Origin of the sequence: Pseudomonas sp. B14(2017), assembly GCF_002113255.1 — a bacterium.
In the GTDB taxonomy this organism is placed as follows: domain Bacteria; phylum Pseudomonadota; class Gammaproteobacteria; order Pseudomonadales; family Pseudomonadaceae; genus Aquipseudomonas; species Aquipseudomonas putida_Z.
Genome location: NZ_NEJY01000011.1, coordinates 40,755 through 58,335, shown reverse-complemented (window position 1 = coordinate 58,335; position 17,581 = coordinate 40,755). Strand labels below are relative to the sequence as shown.

Annotated in this window: 16 protein-coding genes; 8 read left to right on the top strand and 8 right to left on the bottom strand. The window is 62.6% G+C overall.

The window, feature by feature from the left end; all coding sequences use genetic code 11:
• Positions 1–88: 88 nt before the first annotated feature.
• The 3 genes from CAG34_RS13150 to CAG34_RS13140 form a co-directional block, all read right to left on the bottom strand.
• Positions 89–784: a glutathione S-transferase N-terminal domain-containing protein gene (locus CAG34_RS13150; RefSeq protein WP_085590435.1), complete on the bottom strand. Its 696-nt coding sequence runs from the start codon at positions 782–784 to the stop codon at positions 89–91.
• Between the two features lie 87 nt (positions 785–871).
• Positions 872–1,369, bottom strand: coding sequence for a PaaI family thioesterase (locus CAG34_RS13145; RefSeq protein ID WP_039613110.1), 498 nt, complete (start codon positions 1,367–1,369; stop codon positions 872–874).
• A gap of 60 nt (positions 1,370–1,429) precedes the next feature.
• Complete coding sequence (locus CAG34_RS13140) at positions 1,430–2,812, bottom strand: amino acid permease (RefSeq protein ID WP_025339914.1); 1,383 nt, start codon at positions 2,810–2,812, stop codon at positions 1,430–1,432.
• 255 nt (positions 2,813–3,067) lie between these two features.
• Between CAG34_RS13140 and gcvA the strand changes: the two genes are divergently transcribed.
• Positions 3,068–3,964: a transcriptional regulator GcvA gene (gene gcvA / locus CAG34_RS13135; protein WP_015271044.1), complete on the top strand. Its 897-nt coding sequence runs from the start codon at positions 3,068–3,070 to the stop codon at positions 3,962–3,964.
• 235 nt (positions 3,965–4,199) lie between these two features.
• On the top strand, positions 4,200–5,453 hold the full coding sequence (locus tag CAG34_RS13130; protein ID WP_085590433.1) for an aspartate aminotransferase family protein: 1,254 nt from the start codon (positions 4,200–4,202) through the stop codon (positions 5,451–5,453).
• Positions 5,454–5,466: 13 nt separating this feature from the next.
• Here the strand turns inward: CAG34_RS13130 and CAG34_RS13125 are convergent, their stop codons facing one another.
• Positions 5,467–5,769 (bottom strand): hypothetical protein, encoded by a 303-nt coding sequence (locus CAG34_RS13125; RefSeq protein ID WP_013973376.1) that lies wholly within the window; start codon positions 5,767–5,769, stop codon positions 5,467–5,469.
• A 245-nt stretch (positions 5,770–6,014) separates the two neighbouring features.
• On the opposite strand from CAG34_RS13125, the gene CAG34_RS13120 reads away from it, so the two are divergent.
• Positions 6,015–6,440, top strand: a complete 426-nt coding sequence (locus CAG34_RS13120) for a hypothetical protein (RefSeq protein ID WP_039613107.1) — start codon at positions 6,015–6,017, stop codon at positions 6,438–6,440.
• Positions 6,441–6,513: 73 nt separating this feature from the next.
• Positions 6,514–8,625, top strand: a complete 2,112-nt coding sequence (gene fusA / locus CAG34_RS13115) for an elongation factor G (RefSeq protein ID WP_085590431.1) — start codon at positions 6,514–6,516, stop codon at positions 8,623–8,625.
• Between the two features lie 112 nt (positions 8,626–8,737).
• Here fusA and CAG34_RS13110 read toward each other — a convergent pair whose 3' ends face one another.
• Both CAG34_RS13110 and CAG34_RS13105 read right to left on the bottom strand, forming a co-directional pair.
• Complete coding sequence (locus tag CAG34_RS13110; RefSeq protein WP_025339918.1) at positions 8,738–10,180, bottom strand: SulP family inorganic anion transporter; 1,443 nt, start codon at positions 10,178–10,180, stop codon at positions 8,738–8,740.
• A gap of 84 nt (positions 10,181–10,264) precedes the next feature.
• Positions 10,265–11,971: a S8/S53 family peptidase gene (locus CAG34_RS13105; RefSeq protein ID WP_085590429.1), complete on the bottom strand. Its 1,707-nt coding sequence runs from the start codon at positions 11,969–11,971 to the stop codon at positions 10,265–10,267.
• Between the two features lie 155 nt (positions 11,972–12,126).
• Here CAG34_RS13105 and CAG34_RS13100 point away from each other — a divergent pair, with 155 nt between their 5' ends.
• On the top strand, positions 12,127–12,897 hold the full coding sequence (locus CAG34_RS13100; RefSeq protein ID WP_178080882.1) for a secretin N-terminal domain-containing protein: 771 nt from the start codon (positions 12,127–12,129) through the stop codon (positions 12,895–12,897).
• Positions 12,898–13,386: 489 nt separating this feature from the next.
• The gene (gene aceA / locus CAG34_RS13095) at positions 13,387–14,712 is read left to right on the top strand and encodes an isocitrate lyase (protein ID WP_013973380.1); all 1,326 of its coding nucleotides are present in this window, start codon (positions 13,387–13,389) and stop codon (positions 14,710–14,712) included.
• A gap of 246 nt (positions 14,713–14,958) precedes the next feature.
• Here aceA and CAG34_RS13090 read toward each other — a convergent pair whose 3' ends face one another.
• Both CAG34_RS13090 and CAG34_RS13085 read right to left on the bottom strand, forming a co-directional pair.
• The gene (locus tag CAG34_RS13090) at positions 14,959–15,222 is read right to left on the bottom strand and encodes a DUF3077 domain-containing protein (RefSeq protein ID WP_023660664.1); all 264 of its coding nucleotides are present in this window, start codon (positions 15,220–15,222) and stop codon (positions 14,959–14,961) included.
• A gap of 155 nt (positions 15,223–15,377) precedes the next feature.
• Complete coding sequence (locus CAG34_RS13085; protein WP_085590426.1) at positions 15,378–15,620, bottom strand: hypothetical protein; 243 nt, start codon at positions 15,618–15,620, stop codon at positions 15,378–15,380.
• A gap of 494 nt (positions 15,621–16,114) precedes the next feature.
• On the opposite strand from CAG34_RS13085, the gene CAG34_RS13080 reads away from it, so the two are divergent.
• Both CAG34_RS13080 and CAG34_RS13075 read left to right on the top strand, forming a co-directional pair.
• Positions 16,115–16,777: a lysoplasmalogenase gene (locus CAG34_RS13080; RefSeq protein WP_085590424.1), complete on the top strand. Its 663-nt coding sequence runs from the start codon at positions 16,115–16,117 to the stop codon at positions 16,775–16,777.
• Positions 16,778–17,160: 383 nt separating this feature from the next.
• Positions 17,161–17,574: an NADH-quinone oxidoreductase subunit A gene (locus tag CAG34_RS13075; protein ID WP_003251427.1), complete on the top strand. Its 414-nt coding sequence runs from the start codon at positions 17,161–17,163 to the stop codon at positions 17,572–17,574.
• The last annotated feature ends 7 nt before the right edge of the window (positions 17,575–17,581 follow it).

Genomic DNA, 17,581 nt, shown 5'->3' with positions numbered 1-17,581 from the left:
CAGCTCCCACAGGAACACCACAGACCTCAAGCCCTGTGCATTACCTGTGGGAGCTGGCTTGCCGGCGATAGGGCCCTTACAGCCAACATCAACCTGGAATTTTCAGCCCGCGTTGCACGGCCGGCCGCTCGAGGAACGCCGCCAGCACCCGCTGCACTTCCTTGAACTGATCGAAGCCAACCAGGTCTCGGGCGTTGTAACGCTCAACCAGGTTACGCACCCACGGGAAGATCGCGATGTCGGCAATACTGTACTCGTCGACCATCCATTCCCGGCCTTGCAGATGCCGGTCCAGAACACTGAGCAGGCGCTTGGACTCGTTGACATAACGGTCCCGCGGGCGCTTGTCCTCGTATTCCTTGCCAGCAAAGAAATGGAAGAACCCGACCTGGCCGAACATCGGCCCGATGCCGCCCATCTGGAACATCAGCCACTGCAAGGTCTGGTAACGCTGGGCCGGGTCCTGGCTGAGCAACTGGCCGCTCTTCTCCGCCAGGTACTGCAGGATCGCCCCCGACTCGAACAGCGGCAGCGGCTGGCCGCCAGGGCCATTGGGGTCGAGGATGGCGGGGATCTTGTTGTTGGCGCTGAGCGAGATGAACTCGGGGCTCAGCTGGTCATCGTTGTCGAAGCTGACCTTGTGCGGCTCATAGGCCAGGCCGATCTCTTCGAGCATGATCGACACCTTGACGCCGTTGGGCGTCGGCAGCGAATACAGCTGCAGGCGCTCGGGGTGTCTGGCGGGCCACTTGCGGGTAATGGGGAAAGCACTGAGATCGGTCATGATCAACCTTGCCTGGGGAATGAACCTCTCACTCTAGAGACATCCCCGGCCGCTGACCATCACCGACCACTTATCAGCAACGGCGGCTCAGGCCTGGCCGTGGGCCTTGAGCTTGAGCTTTTCGGTATCGACACGAACGAACACCGAGTCGGCAGTCACTGTCAGCACATCGTCGGCCCAGACTTCGCAGAGCACCCGGGTCTTGCGCCCTACCTCACCTTCCACACGCGCCTTGAGCAACAATTCGACGCCCATGGGCGTGGGCTTGAGGTAGTTCAGGCCAAGGCTGCCAGTGACACAGTCGATGCGCGGCAGGCTGCCCGCTTCGCGACCTTCGTTGCGGTAGTGGTAAGCCATTGCCGTCCAGTTGGAGTGGCAGTCGACCAGCATCGCCAGCAGCCCGCCGTAGACCAGGCCGGGCCAGCCGATGAAGGTGCTGTCGGGCGCGTGCCGGCACACCAGGTGGATGCCGTCGGCGTCCCAGTGGCTTTGCAGATGCAGGCCGCTGGGGTGGGAGCAACCGCAGCCGTAGCAGGTGCCGTCGGGTGCGGCAAGGGCCTGGAGGGAAAGGGGGTGGTCGTTCATACGCTTCCTGTGCTTATTGATATGGGGGGCGCGCAACGCCCCCACATTAAAGCAGAAACATCAGGCCGTCTGGGCAACTACCCTGGCGCGCCGCTGGGTCAGCGAAACCAGCAGGATGAACGCGGTCACCCCGGCGGTCATCAGCGTCTCGTAGCGGTAGGCATCGCTGAACAGCATGTAGCCCAGCACCATGACGATGGTGCCGATCACCAGCCAGGTCAGCCATGGGAACAGCCACATCTTCAGCTCCAGCGGCCGCCCTTCACGCTCGGCACGAGCCCGCATGCGCAGCTGCGAAACGGCAATCACCAGGTACACCAGCAAGGCGATGGCGCCGGTGGTGGACAGCAGGAAGCCGAATACCTTGCCCGGGAACACATAGTTGACGAAGCACCCGGCAAAGCCGGCCAGGGTCGAGAAGATGACCGCCACGGTCGGTACGCCAGAGCCGGAGATACGCTTGGTAACGCTCAGCGCCTGGCCGCGGGCACCCAGCGAATAGAGCATGCGCGACGCAGTGTACAGGCCCGAGTTCATGCAACTGGTCACGGCCACCAGCACCACGATATCCACCAGCAGCTTGGCGCCCGGCACGTTCAGCACTTCCAGCACGCGCTGGAACGAGCCCACTGCTTTCAGGCCCGGGTCGTTCCATGCCACCAGCGATACCACCAGGAAGATCGACGCCAGGTAGAAGATGGCGATGCGGTACACCACCAGGTTGGTAGCGCGGCGGATCTTGTCTTTCGGGTTGGCGGTTTCGTCAGCGGCAATGGTGACGATTTCGGCACCGAAGAACGAGAAGATGGTGATCAGCACGCCACCGAGCACGGTGCCGAAACCGTTGGGCATGAAGCCGCCGTTATCCCACAACCGGCTGACCCCGGACACCTCGGCCAGCGGCCAGACGCCAAACACCGCCAGGCTGCAGACCACGATGAAGGCGATGATCGCCACCACCTTGACCAGCGCGAACCAGTACTCGAACGCACCGAAGTTCTTCACGCTGATCAGGTTGGTACCCGACAGCACCAGCATGATCAGGAAGGCGAACAGCCACGACGGCACGCCAGGGAAGTAGGCATGCAGGATGTCGGCGCCGGCAATGGCCTCGACCGGAATGATCAGTACCCAGAACCACCAGTACAGCCAGCCGATGGTAAAGCCTGCCCAAGGGCCGATGGCTTCGGAGGCATAGGTGGAAAACGAGCCGCTGTTGGGGTTGGCGATGGCCATTTCGCCCAGCATGCGCATCACCAGCAAGACCAGCAGCCCGGTCATGGCGTAGGAGATGAGGATGGCCGGGCCGGCGGTGGCAATGGCGTTGGAGGAGCCGATGAACAGGCCGGCACCGATGATGCCGGCGATGGAGATCATGGATACCTGACGGGACGTCAGACCGTGCTGCAGGGAGCGCTGTTTGTTGTTGTGTAGCGAAGCCATGAAGAACCCTCGAATGGGTCGGCCGCAGCGGGGCGGCTGAAGACTGGAGCAGAATTCTTATAAATTTCTGATGTTCGTTGTTGTTGTTTTGCAGATGCCGGAAGCGGGTACTGACCTCCTCTTCGCACGACCGGTTGTAATCGTTGATCCAGGTCAGTATTAATCTATAGGCCGGGGTCAACAAACGACCTTTTCGAAACACATGATTCCGTTATGGAATGAACTCCTTCCTTTTTTGCTCGGTATTTGCCCGTCATGTCCAAACGCCTGATGCCTTCGACCACCGCCCTTCAGTGCTTCGAAGCGGCCGCCCGCCACCTCAGCTTCACCCGCGCGGCCCAGGAACTGCACCTGACCCAGAGCGCCGTCAGCAAGCAGGTGGCGCAGCTCGAGGACATGCTGTCGCACTCGCTGTTCCAGCGTATTCGCCGGCGCCTGCACCTGACCCCGGCAGGCGCGCTGTACCTCACCGAAGTGAACAAGATCCTCACCCAGATCGACATTTCCAGCCGCTACATCCTCAGCTACGGCGACGAGACCGAAGTGCTGCGCATCGCCACCCAGCCCACCTTCGGCGCGCGCTGGCTGGTACCCCGGCTGAAGGGTTTTGGCGACCGCTACCCGCGCATTCACCTGGATATCCGCAATGAGCTGGAGCCGTTCGACCTGGTGCAGGCCAAGGCCGACATTGCGTTTTTCTTCGGCCAGGGCACCTGGCCCGGGGCAACCTGCATCGAGCTGTTCAGCGAGGAAGTGGTGCCGGTGTGCAGCCCGCAGCTGCTGGCCAACCACCGGTTCGACAGCGCCCAGGCGCTGACCGAACACCGCCTGCTGCAGTGCGTGTCGCGCCCGGAGGCCTGGCACGAATGGTTCCTGGGGCTGGGGCTGCATAGCCAGAACAGCTACCACGGGCCCCGCTTCGACACGTTCTACCTGTGCATCCGCGCGGCCATTGCCGGCTGCGGTATCGCCCTGATTCCGCGCTACCTGGTGGCCGAAGAGCTGAGCGAGGGCAAACTGGTGGTGGCCTGGGACCACCCGGTGGCGAGCAATGGCCGGCACTTCATCGCCCATGCCGAGCATGCGGCCGAAGTGCCCAAGGTCAGGGCCTTCGTGCAGTGGATTCGGGAGCGGGTGGCCGAGGGGGATTGATTCCTCCTGCACTGGCCCTATCGCCGGCAAGCCAGCTCCCACAGGTACGGCAGAGGTCTTGATGGCTGTGGAGTACTTGTGGGAGCTGGCTTGCCGGCGATAGGGCCGGAATGGCAGATACAAAAACCACCTAGTTCAAGAATCCAGGGAATGACCGCAATCGAATAATTCGTTTGCGGAATAACCTGCCAACACGCTTGGATAATAAGAAACTCGAACAAAGGTCCGCGTGCCCATGAACCAGGAAAGTATCAGTCAATCCATTGCCATCGTTCACCCGATCACACTTTCCCATGGCCGTAATGCCGAAGTCTGGGACACCGACGGCAAACGTTACATCGACTTCGTCGGCGGTATCGGTGTACTCAACCTGGGCCACTGCAACCCGGCCGTGGTCGAGGCGATCCAGGCCCAGGCCGCTCGCCTGACCCACTACGCCTTCAACGCAGCCCCCCACGGCCCATACCTGGCGCTGATGGAACAACTGAGCCAATTCGTACCGGTCAGCTACCCATTGGCCGGCATGCTCACCAACAGCGGTGCGGAAGCTGCGGAAAACGCCCTGAAAGTGGCCCGTGGTGCCACCGGCAAACGCGCCATCATCGCCTTCGACGGCGGCTTCCACGGTCGCACCCTGGCCACCCTGAACCTCAACGGCAAGGTCGCCCCGTACAAGCAGCGGGTCGGTGAACTGCCGGGGCCGGTGTACCACCTGCCCTACCCCAGCGCCGACACCGGGGTTACCTGCGAACAGGCCCTCAAGGCCATGGACCGCCTGTTCAGCGTCGAGCTGGCAGTGGAGGACGTGGCGGCGTTCATCTTCGAACCGGTGCAGGGCGAAGGCGGCTTCCTCGCCCTTGACCCAGCCTTCGCCCAGGCCCTGCGCCGCTTCTGCGACGAGCGCGGCATCCTGATCATCATCGACGAGATCCAGTCGGGCTTCGGCCGCACCGGCCAGCGCTTCGCCTTCCCGCGTCTGGGCATCGAGCCCGACTTGCTGCTGTTGGCCAAGAGCATTGCCGGCGGCATGCCGCTGGGTGCGGTGGTCGGGCGCAAGGAGTTGATGGCAGCACTGCCCAAGGGCGGCCTGGGTGGCACCTACTCAGGCAACCCGATCGCCTGCGCAGCGGCCCTGGCCAGCCTGGCGCAGATGACCGACGAGAACATCGCTACCTGGGGTGAGCGCCAGGAGCAGGCAATCGTGCGCCGCTTCGAGCGCTGGAAAGCCTCGGGCCTGAGCCCGTTCCTCGGCCGCCTGACCGGCGTCGGCGCCATGCGCGGGATCGAGTTCGTCAATGCCGACGGCAGCCCGGCACCGGCGCAACTGGCCAAGGTGATGGAAGCGGCGCGGGCCAAGGGCCTGTTGCTGATGCCCAGCGGCAAGGCGCGGCACATCATCCGCCTGCTGGCACCGCTGACCATCGAGGCCGCAGTGCTCGAGGAAGGCCTGGATATCCTCGAGCAGTGCCTGGCGGAGCTGGGCGCCTGAGAGGAACGGGGGCTTAAAGACCCAGTTCCTGCGGGGTGAGCATGTCGGACTCGAAGGCAATCCAGCCGCCTTCGAGTTCGGCGTGGCCGTTGACGATCGGGCCGTAGTAGGTCAGGCCGTTCTCCAGGGTCACGCAGATGTGCGTGGCGTTCTTTTCGGGGGCTGCGAGCGTACCGACGAAATGCACCTTCTTCAGCGTTTCGGTCACCGCTTCCAGGCCAACGCGCATGTTGGGGTTTTCCGAGGCCTCGGCGTCGCCGCCGCGGTCTTCGGCGCTGACGGTGATGGTGGCGATGTACGGGTACTTGGTGCTCAAGCGGGTTACCTCTGTGGGTGTGTAGGCGTATGGGCGCGTAGAGTACGGCAGGTGATCTCTATTGTCTCTACCGGCCTCTTCGCGGGCACGCCCGCTCCCACAGGGATCGCATGTTGCTCAGGTTGTGCACAGCACCTGTGGGAGCGGGCGAGCCCGCGAAGAGGCCGGGCCTGCAAAAGGTGATCTGAAGGGCCCGATCTGTTAGGGTGCCCGCCGATGCACGCCACACCACACGAGGATCCCGAGTGAGCGCCGAAGAACCCCTTATCGCCGACCTGTTCGAGGTCGACAAACGCCTGTCCCTCAAGCCCGTGGTGGACTTCAACAGCTACCTGCGCAACGCCTTCGGCGAAGGCCCGTGCCGTTGCCATCGCTGCACCGAAGGTGGCGACCAAGGCACCTACAGCCACGCCCACACCTTCACCTTCGACGGCCGCCAATGGCACCGCCGCTTTGCCAGCACCTCCGGCAGCGACGTCGCCCAGGCCCTGAAAAAGGCCTGGCTTTCGTACACCAAGGCCGATCTCAACCTGATCGGCGCACTGGACCTGGCCACCCTCAAGACCTTCACCGAAGCCGCCCTGCACACGCGCCTGCTGGCCCTGCTGCCTGCCAGCGGCCTGGCCCGCGAAGTGGATGGCCAGTGGCTGCTGCAAGCCCAGGCCGACTGACGGCCCGGCGGTAAAGCAGGATTCTCCCGTTCTGCTACCGTGGGAGAATCCGCTCATCCGCAGGTAGTCCGCCATGGCCCGTACAACGCCCATCGAGCTGTACCGCAATATCGGTATCGTCGCCCACGTGGACGCCGGCAAGACCACGACCACCGAGCGGATCCTGTTCTACACCGGGGTCAACCACAAGATGGGCGAAGTGCACGATGGTGCCGCGACCATGGACTGGATGGCCCAGGAGCAGGAGCGCGGCATCACCATCACCTCGGCGGCGACCACTGCCTTCTGGCAGGGCTCGACCAAGCAGTTCGCCCACAAGTACCGCTTCAACATCATCGACACCCCGGGCCACGTCGACTTCACCATCGAGGTGGAGCGCTCACTGCGCGTGCTCGATGGCGCGGTAGTGGTGTTCAGCGGCGCGGACGGGGTCGAACCGCAGTCCGAAACCGTATGGCGCCAGGCCAACAAGTACCACGTGCCGCGCCTGGCCTACATCAACAAGATGGACCGGCAGGGCGCCGACTTCCTGCGCGTGGTCAAGCAGATCGACCAGCGCCTGGGCCACCACCCGGTGCCGATCCAGCTGGCCATCGGCAGCGAAGAGAACTTCATCGGCCAGATCGACCTGGTGAAGATGAAGGCCATCTACTGGAACGATGCCGACCAGGGCACCAGCTACCGCGAAGAAGACATCCCTGCCGAGCTGCAGGCGCTGGCCGACGAGTGGCGCGCGCACATGATCGAGGCCGCCGCCGAAGCCAATGACGAGCTCACCATGAAGTTTCTCGATGGCGAGGAACTGAGCATCGACGAGATCAAGGCCGCACTGCGCCAACGCACCATCGCCAATGAAATCGTCCCGACCATCCTCGGCTCGTCGTTCAAGAACAAGGGCGTGCCGCTGATGCTCGACGCGGTCATCGACTACCTGCCCGCCCCGTCGGAGATCCCGGCCATCAAGGGCACCGACCCGGATGACGAAGAAAAGCACCTGGAGCGCCACGCCGACGACAGCGAGCCGTTCTCGGCCCTGGCATTCAAGATCGCCACCGACCCGTTCGTCGGCACCCTGACCTTCGCCCGGGTCTACTCCGGCGTGCTCAGCTCCGGCAACGCGGTACTCAACTCGGTAAAGGGCAAGAAGGAACGCATCGGCCGCATGGTGCAGATGCATGCCAACCAGCGGGCTGAAATCAAGGATGTGTGCGCCGGCGACATCGCCGCGCTGATCGGCATGAAGGACGTGACCACCGGCGACACCCTGTGCGACATGGACAAGCCGATCATCCTCGAACGCATGGACTTCCCCGACCCGGTAATTTCCGTGGCGGTGGAGCCCAAGACCAAGGCCGACCAGGAAAAAATGGGCATCGCCTTGGGCAAGCTGGCCCAGGAAGACCCGTCATTCCGCGTGCGCACCGACGAGGAGACCGGCCAGACCATTATCTCGGGCATGGGCGAGTTGCACCTGGACATCATCGTCGACCGCATGCGCCGCGAGTTCAACGTCGAGGCCAACATCGGCAAGCCGCAGGTGGCCTACCGCGAGAAAATCCGCAATACCTGCGAGATCGAGGGCCGCTTCGTCCGCCAGTCCGGCGGCCGAGGCCAGTACGGCCACTGCTGGATCCGCTTCGCCCCCGGCGACGAGGGCAAGGAAGGCCTGGAGTTCATCAACGAGATCGTTGGCGGCGTGGTCCCACGCGAATACATCCCGGCTATCCAGAAAGGCATCGAGGAGCAGATGAAGAACGGCGTGCTGGCCGGCTACCCGCTGATCAACCTGAAGGCGGCGGTATTCGACGGCTCGTACCACGATGTCGACTCGAACGAAATGGCCTACAAGATCGCCGCCTCGATGGCCACCAAGCAGCTGTCGCAGAAAGGTGGGGCGGTGTTGCTGGAGCCGGTGATGAAGGTGGAAGTGGTGACCCCGGAGGAGTACCAGGGTGACATCCTCGGCGACCTGAGCCGGCGCCGCGGGATGATCCAGGACGGTGACGAAACGCCGGCCGGCAAGGTGATCCGTGCCGAGGTGCCGCTGGGCGAGATGTTCGGCTACGCCACCTCGATGCGCTCCATGACCCAGGGCCGGGCCAGCTTCTCGATGGAGTTCACCCGTTATGCCGAGGCACCGGCGAGCATTGCCGATGCCATCGTCAAGAAGAACCGCGGGGAATAAATCCTTCTCCTGCACTGGCCTCTTCGCGGGCATGCCCGCTCCCACAAGGGTTATGCGATCCCTGTGGGAGCGGGCGCGCCCGCGAAGGGGCCGGCACAGGCAACAACCCTTCTCAGTGCTGCTCCCCAGCCCGCTTCAGCAGCTTCTTGCAGCGCTCGGACAGATGCACCACCCGCAACTGCTTGCCCGCCCTCGCATACCGCTCCCGCAAGGTCTTCAACGCCGCAATCGCCGAATAATCGACAAAGCTCAAATGCTGGCAATCCAGGGTCACCTTGGCCGGGTCGTTAGCCGGGTCGAACTGGTTCAGGAACACCGTAGTCGAGGCAAAGAACAGCGTGCCATGCACCTGGTAATGCTTGCCCTCCTCTGCATCCTCATGGCTGTCGGCATACAGCTCCCGCGCATGCTGCCAGGCAAAGTTCACCGCCGCGATGACGATGCCGAACAGTACCGCCACCGCCAGGTCGGTGAGCACCGTTACCACGGTCACGGCAATGATCGCCAGCACATCGCTCAGCGGCACCTTGTGCAGCACCCGCAACGACGCCCAGGCAAAGGTCTGCTGCGCCACCACGAACATCACCCCGACCAGCGCCGCCAGCGGAATACGCTCGATCAGCGGCGACAGGAACAGCACGAACAGCAGGACCATCACCCCGGCCACCACGCCTGACAGCCGGCCACGGCCATTGGAGCTGAGGTTGATCACCGTCTGGCCGATCATCGCGCACCCCCCCATGCCGCCGCACAGGCCGGAAACCATGTTGGCCGCACCCAGTGCCACGCACTCGCGGTCCGGGTAGCCACGGCTCTCGGTGATTTCATCGGTCAGGTTGAGCGTAAGCAGGGTTTCCAGCAGGCCGACCATGGCCATCAGCACCGCGTAGGGGGCGATGATCTTCAGGGTCTCGAGGTTCCACGGCACGTCCGGCAGGGCCAGCTGCGGCAGGCCGCCGGCGATGCGCGCCATGTCGCCCAGGGTGCGCGTGGGCAGGCCGAGCAGGTACACCAGCAAACCAACGCCAAGGATCGCCACCAGCGCTGGCGGCACCGCACGGGTCAACTTCGGCAGCACGTAGACCACCGCCATGGTCAGCGCCACCAGGCCGATCATCAGGTACAGCGGCGTACCGCCGAGCCAGTGCCCGCCCTCTTTGAAGTGCTCCAGCTGGGCCATGGCAATGACGATCGCCAGGCCATTGACGAAGCCGAGCATCACCGGGTACGGCACCAACCGCACCAGCTTGCCCAGGCGCAGCAAGCCGAACAGGATCATCACCACGCCGCCCAGCAAAACCGTGGCCAGCAGGTACTGCGCACCGTGCTGCACCACCAGCGCAACGATTACCACCGCCATCGAGCCGGCGGCACCGGAAATCATCCCCGGCCGACCACCGAACAGCGCCGTCAGGGTGCAGATGATGAAGGCGCCATACAGGCCCATCAGCGGGTTGAGGTGAGCCACCAGGGCAAAGGCGATGCACTCGGGCACCAGGGCGAATGAGGTGGTCAGGCCGGCGAGCACGTCGGCGCGAAGTCGGGCGGGTTTCATGGGCATCCTGTGGTGCAGTCCGGATGGACGGATCGAAAACAAGCGGGCGCGATGTTACGGAATTTGTCTGGCAGCGGCCACCGTTCAGCGCACCCGCTCCCGGCTTTGCACGGCCAGGTCCAGAGCGCGCTGCATGTCCAGGCGCGCCGAACGCCCCAGGTCGGGGTGGTTCAGTTGGCCGCCACGCTCAGACGGCAGGATCGGCGCCGTCAGGTCCTCGGCGTCCATCGCTTCGAAATCCTGCTCGGCGCCCAGGGTCAAGGCGCTGCGCCGCAACAGCATGCGCACCTGTTCGGGGGTCAGCGCCGGGTTGATCGACAGCATCGTCGCCACGGTTGCAGTCACCAGCGGTGTTGCGTACGACGTGCCACAATGCGCAGCGCCCGCACCCGGGCGAATGCAGGCCGCCGCACTGACATCCACACGCATGTCGATGTTGGAGCTATGGCGCTTGCGCACATGGCCAGGGTGTTCGACCGCCACTGACTTGTCACTGCGCTGGTGCCCGCCCACCACCAGCAATTGTTCGGTGATGAACGACGATGGCAGGCGATATTCATCGGTACCCGACCAGGACGCACCATTACCCGCCGAGTTGACCACCACCACATCAGGGTGCTCGGCGCGCAGCCACAGGAAGAACTCCTCGAGCAGTTCCTCATAGCCACTCATGGCCAGCCCGGAACGCACCAGCGAATCGACTTCGTCACCTTTGACATCGCGCGCCCCTACCCGATGGATGCCCCAGCTCCAGTTCAACACCCGCACCCCATCCTCGACCAGGTTCACCGATGCAGCGATGTTGGCGGTGATACCGGCATCCGAGTTGCGCTCGACAATCACCTCGAAGCCAGGACTGTGCTTGCCCAGCCTTGGCAAAAAGCCTTCATCCGGGTTCGCCAGGATACCGGCCACATGGTTTCCGTGGCTGCCTGGGCGGTCACCGTCGCGCGCATACAGGCACGTCTGCGCCTGCTCGCAGCGCCCTCGATAATGGCTGAAGCCTGGCGCGTCGAAGTCCACCTCTCGCTCGATCACCCCGACCCGCACCGGTTGCACCGGCAAGCTGGAAGCGGCAATTCGCCGCTGGTAGTAGTACAGCGCGTCCATGAAGCGGTTGGCGGCCCATTCATCCGCCTGATCGATGGCCAGGGCGTCGCGCCCGCTGCCTTCCTCGCCACGCTCCGGGGCAGTCTCCTCGACAATCACTGCATCCACGCTGACTTCACTGCCCATGCGCAGGATCATCGCGTCGCGCTGCACCAGGTCGCCCACCGGCAAGCGCAACTGGTAGACATTCAGCGGCGGTATGGCACCCACGACCTGGGCGCCGTACTTCCCGGCGATCCGTCGGGCTTCGCCGAGGCCATCATGTTTTTCCTCGATCAAAAGGCTTACCAGGTCCACATAGGTGGTGAGGCCATCCATGTTCTTCGCCACTTCATCAGGCCCGGCGGCCACAACATGGCTGCGCTGGCGGGTCAGCCAAACCGGGTTGCTGGTGCGCTCGCCGTCCTCCAGCCACAGCGGAGCACTGCGCAGGGCTTGTTTGGCCAATTTCAGCGTAAGCCGGTCACCTTGCCGCTCGAAATCGGCTGTCGGCAGCCGCACACCACCGAGCCAGACCGTCGGCAGCTGCGCCCCAAGCCCCTCGGCGCGCAGGCACCATTGCTGCTGGCCATCGCCAAACAGGTCGCCACAACGCTGCAGCTGTTTGATGCGCAACGAATCAGCTGCAGCCTCGGCACCAAGGCTGCAAAGCCATAACAACAGGATCAGACCACGCTTCATGCCATCAGCCCCACTCACTCCCTGTGAATGCGACTGACGGGAAAGATCAAAGGTTCAGCTATGGCGGACAGCCGTCTCGCCCCAGGTGCTTTCGTAGCCACTTCCCCATCATCGACATGATCCAGACCCGGCAGGAAGTCAGTAAATTTGCCATCATGTCCATTCCACCTGCGGAGATCATGGACATGCCGCTACGCCCCCTATTCGCCGCCTTGCTGCTGGCCGCCAGCCTCACCGCCCAGGCCGCCACCGAGGTATTGCCGCTACAACACCGCAGCAGCGCCGAACTGCTGCCCGCCGCCCAGGCATTCATCGGCAAGGACGGCACGGTCAGCGCCTTCGAGAACAAGCTGATCGTCAACGCCAGCCCCGAGCGCATCGACGACCTGCGCACCCTGCTGCAACAGCTGGACACCGCACCCAAGCGCCTGCTGATCAGCGTCGACAACAACGACAGCAACTTCCAGGACAACCGTGGCAACGCACGTGTCATTCACTACGGCACCAGCAACCGTGACGGCGGCATGCAGCAGATTCAGGCCAGCGAAGGCCAGCCGGCGCTGATCCAGGTCGGCCAGAGCATCCCGATCACCAGCACCAGCACCAGCACCGACGGCTACGGGCGCATCCAGAGCAATACCGAATACCGCAACGTGACCCAGGGTTTCTACGTCACGCCCAGCTTGAGCGGCGATACGGTTCGTCTGCAAATAAGCACCAATAATGACCGCATCAGCCAGGAACGTGCTGATGTAGTGAAAGTGCAAAGCACCGACACGACAATCACCGGCAAGCTCGGAGAATGGATCACCCTGGCCGGCTACAACCAGCAGAGCCAAGCCGACCGTAGCGCGTCAAGCCACAGTTACAGCACCCAACGGGGTGAAAACATGACTTTGCGTGTCAAAGTCGACCTTCTCGACTGATCCCAGGCAATTCAAGGCCTCGACCAAAGGCCTTGAAACTGACTGCCAAGTCGCATTAGACCAAAGATGTAGTAAGTGAAAAAAACCACTACAAAACATTTGACAGGGTCTTTTTCCCAAGGGCATGATGGCCTCGCTCCCGCTAATCAGGGGCCCTGGCAAGGGCCTTCGAGGCGCACTCCTCCCACCCCTGGAGGCGTCTCGTGTCTATACGGCCCACAAGGCGGTTCGACGGGATTGCGACTGCAACGAAGAAGTTGTCCCGAGGGACGGAAGCGCATCACCGCAGTACTGGCAATCGCGTAGCACCGCAGCAAGGCAACCACGAGCCAACCTGCCGGAGCGCCCTTTCGCCTGGCCTGCACACCCTTCCCCTTCGAGCCTTCGCGTTCGCCGCCGCACTCCTGCGAACAGGACAGCCGCCAGCTCCTGATCTGCTCCGAGCATCAGCACAATTACCCCAAGATCGATGCGACGAGGTTTATTTCCATGGCACTGACACGCGAACAGCAAATTGCAGCCCTCGAGAAAGACTGGGCCGAGAACCCGCGCTGGAAAGGCGTGACCCGTACCTACACCGCCGCTGATGTCGTTCGCCTGCGTGGCTCCCTGCAGCCGGAGCACACCCTGGCCCGCCTGGGTGCAGAAAAACTGTGGAAGCTGGTCACCGAAGGTGCCCACCCGTCCTTCCGCCCAGAAAAAGATTTCGTCAACTGCATGGGCGCCCTGACCGGCGGCCAGGCAGTGCAGCAGGTCAAGGCCGGCATCCAGGCCATCTACCTGTCCGGCTGGCAGGTTGCCGCCGACAACAACTCCGCCGAGTCCATGTACCCTGACCAGTCGCTGTACCCGGTCGACTCGGTACCGACCGTGGTCAAGCGCATCAACAACGCCTTCCGCCGCGCCGACCAGATCCAGTGGAAAGCTGGCAAGAACCCGGGCGACGATGGCTACATCGACTACTTCGCACCGATCGTGGCCGACGCCGAAGCCGGTTTCGGCGGCGTACTGAACGCCTACGAGCTGATGAAGAACATGATCGAAGCAGGCGCCGCCGGCGTGCACTTCGAAGACCAGCTGGCCTCGGTGAAAAAATGCGGCCACATGGGTGGCAAGGTACTGGTACCGACCCAGGAAGCCGTGCAAAAGCTGGTGGCCGCGCGCCTGGCAGCTGACGTATCGGGCGTGCCGACCATCATCCTGGCCCGTACCGACGCCAACGCCGCCGACCTGCTGACCAGCGACTGCGACCCGTACGACCAGCCGTTCGTGATTGGCGAGCGCACCCGTGAAGGCTTCTACAAGGTACGCGCCGGCCTCGACCAGGCCATCGCCCGCGGCCTGGCCTACGCGCCGTACGCCGACCTGATCTGGTGCGAAACCGCCAAGCCGGACCTGGACGAAGCCCGCCGCTTCGCCGAAGCGATCAAGAAGGAGTACCCGGACCAGATCCTGTCGTACAACTGCTCGCCTTCCTTCAACTGGAAGAAGAACCTGGACGACGCGACCATCGCCAAGTTCCAGCGCGAACTGTCGGCAATGGGCTACAAGCACCAGTTCATCACCCTGGCCGGCATCCACAACATGTGGCACGGCATGTTCAACCTGGCGCACGACTACGCCCGCAACGACATGACCGCCTACGTGAAGCTGCAGGAGCAGGAATTCGCTGACGCCAACAAAGGCTACACCTTCGTGGCGCACCAGCAGGAAGTAGGCACTGGCTACTTCGACGACATGACCACCGTGATCCAGGGTGGCGCATCGTCGGTGACTGCACTGACCGGTTCGACCGAGGAAGAGCAGTTCCACTGATAGTGGGTTGCTGCTGAAGAAAGGCCCGAGGCTTGTTGAAGCCCCGGGCCTTTCTTTTTGGTCTGTACCACACCCTTCAAGGACAACAGGTTAGCGCCGAACATGTGGGAGCGGCCTTGCGTCGCGAAAGGGCCGCAAAGCGGCCCCGGCAATCTTGCGATGATGCACAAATTCCGGGGGCGCTTCGCACCCCAATCGCGACGCAAGGCCGCTCCCACAGGAGAAATCGCGCCTGTCGGTAGCACCTCAGTGCTTCATGCCCAGCTCCGCATCATCCATCAGCGCCTTAGCCATCGCGCTCAGATAGTGGGCGGCCCAGATCATCATCGGTTTCTCATCCATCAGGCCGGTGATGGTCAGTTCGCGCACATAGCCCATCAGCTCCGAGGACTGCTCGCGGGCATCCCGACAAGGAATGCCGGGCTCGATGCGGAACAGTGGGTGAGTACCGTTTTCACCTTGGTAGAAGGTGGTTTTGCCGACGGTGAACTGGGTATCTTCTGTTGTCATTGATCATTCCCCTGAAAACTCTCGACTGCCAGGGCCGGCCTCTTCGCGGGCTCGCCCGCTCCCACAAGTACCGTGCAAATCTTGAAGACTGCGGTGATCCTGTGGGAGCGGGCATGCCCGCGAAAGGGGCGGCCCGGGCAACGCATTAATCAGCCTTAGTGCAAAGTCCTGGGCTCGCCGGGCATCTGCACCTGAATCAATGCCGACTCAAGCAAAGCCCGCAGCGCCTCAAGCTCGTGCATCGAGGTCATCATCAGGATCGAAGCCGGGGATTTGGGCTGCAGCAGCAAGGCCTGATGCACCACGGTCGCCGCGCACAGCGCGTAGTCGGTGGCCTGGATCAGGGTGTCTTCGAGGGAATGGGGGTTGTGGGGTGGATCGGGGACAACTTTTAGCATGACTCGCTCCTTTCTTTCCTGTTTGGCCACCATCCGCCCGCTGTCAAACGGTTGGGTGGCAGCTATGCGCGGGTTGACAGACCGGTGGAAAGAAAGAAAGACCGGCGCACGCGAACGTGCCCACACGCACAGCCGCCATTGAGGCAAAGCGAGTGCACCTTCTTTCAATTCCGGCCTGTCAAAGCCGTGTCGTTGATGTGCAACGACACGCCGAGACTAGAGCGCTGCCACAGCAGCCGCAACGGAAAAAAGGCGGCAAGAGTATGTTTGGGAAATGGCCTACATGGAAGGGGACAAATCTGTTTTATGCCGCACTTCAGCAGCGCCTGCACCGGCCTATTCGCGGGTAAACCCGCCCCCACAGGGACTGTGCAAGTCTTGAAGACTGTGGTGATCCTGTGGGAGCGGGTTTACCCGCGAAAGGGCCGGTACAGGAGGAAGCAAAACCGGGGATCAGGTCTATGCTTGAGGCAGCACAGCCGCAAGGACCGCCCATGCTTCGTCCAAGCCACCTGATGATTCTCGCCCTGGTCGCCGCCGCCCTCTATATATATGCACTGGCCAGCGACAACACCCTGCTCGCCCTGCTGGCGAAACCGTTCCCGGTACTGGCCCTGATCGCCTGGCTGCGCAGTGCTCCCGCCACACCTTATCGCCGCTGGATCACCCTCGGCCTGGCATTCTCGGTACTCGGCGACATCCTGCTGGCCATCCCCGCCGACCTGTTCGTGTTCGGCCTGGCCGCCTTCCTCTGCGCCCACCTGGCCTACCTGCGCGCCTATTGCAGCCAGACCCTGCGCCCAGCCCTGCCCGCACTGCTGCTGAGCGCCATCACCGGTATCACTCTGCTCGGCGTACTGGCCAGCCACGGCCTCGGCCCGCTACTGATCCCGGTCGTGCTCTATGCCTTGGCCATCAGCGCCATGCTCTGGCGCGCCCTGGCCTGCGGCGGGCTCGCCGCGCTCGGCGCCTGCCTGTTCGTGCTCTCCGACAGCCTGATCGGTATCGACCGCTTCGTCAGCCCGTTCGCCGCCGCGCCGTACCTGATCATCCTCACCTACTGGCTCGGCCAGTGGGCGATCGCTTCATCAGCCAGTCATCGCTCAATCGATAAAGTATTGACCCAGAGCGGGGCAAGCGGCGTCGGAAGCTGCTAGAACAGGCGTTTTTCGCATTTGCAAGTAGGGGGAATCGCCAGATGAACTTTACAAGACGCAGAACAAGGGAAATATCAGGCATCAGGTCAAATGATATCAATTATCATTACGAAACTTGCAATTCGTTACCCGTCGCAAGAAACATAATTAACAAAACCGCACGCAATGCCCGAATCTCAAGGCTTTCAGCCAGTTACAAGCGGCTTTTGTACTTAATCCTACGAATAAATTTGCGACAGAAATTTTACTTGCACGGGGTTTACCCATAAAATCAGCGCGATTGATTCAGCTGCGACATTTGGTCACTGCATGTGCGACACCAAGTCGCCGCTCTACACTTATTTCAGACTGCAGAGCTGGGTCTCTGTATAAGGATCTCTAGCATGTCCGATTCGGCAGGACTCATCGCCCACAACTGGGGCTTTGCCATCTTCCTCCTGGGTGTCGTCGGCCTGTGCGCCTTCATGCTCGGCCTGTCCAGCCTGCTCGGTAGCAAGGCCTGGGGCCGCGCCAAGAACGAACCCTTCGAATCCGGCATGCTGCCCGTCGGCAGCGCCCGCCTGCGCCTGTCCGCCAAATTCTATCTGGTCGCGATGCTGTTCGTGATCTTCGATATCGAAGCCCTCTTTCTCTTTGCATGGTCTGTGTCCGTCCGCGAAAGCGGCTGGACCGGATTCGTCGAAGCACTCGTTTTCATAGCAATTCTGTTGGCTGGTCTTGTCTACCTATGGCGCGTCGGGGCACTTGATTGGGCTCCCGAAGGTCGCCGCAAGCGGCAAGCGAAGCTGAAACAATGAGGCTTTG